Annotated in this window: 1 pseudogene; it reads right to left on the bottom strand. The window is 46.2% G+C overall.

Annotated features, from left to right (window positions below):
* Positions 1-266 (bottom strand): annotated as a pseudogene (locus COJ96_RS25900) (hypothetical protein); the annotation flags it as partial.

The raw sequence follows: 266 nt of genomic DNA, 5'->3' as shown, positions 1-266 counted from the left end.
ACCTATGACCATAACATGCGAGTAACCTGCGAACTCATCTATCGCTTTAAGTACCCTACCCTGCAGCTTATGAATAGCTTCATCCATCATGTTGCGAACCAGGTCTGTCTTACTTTCGTCATTAACCCGCTTGAGAACATAGTCCAAATCATTTCGGTGGATAATGATGTCGTCAGCAAGGTAGCTACTGCCTTTGGTTTTTGCTACGGATAAAGCATCCCGTACAGCCGACGTAACCAGTGACACACCAAGAGTGGAGTCCCCAT

It is taken from the genome of Bacillus sp. AFS073361, from assembly GCF_002567005.1.
Taxonomy (GTDB): domain Bacteria; phylum Bacillota; class Bacilli; order Bacillales; family Cytobacillaceae; genus Neobacillus.
Note: the sequence above shows the minus strand (reverse complement) of the source record. Positions and strands in the feature narration are given on the sequence as shown.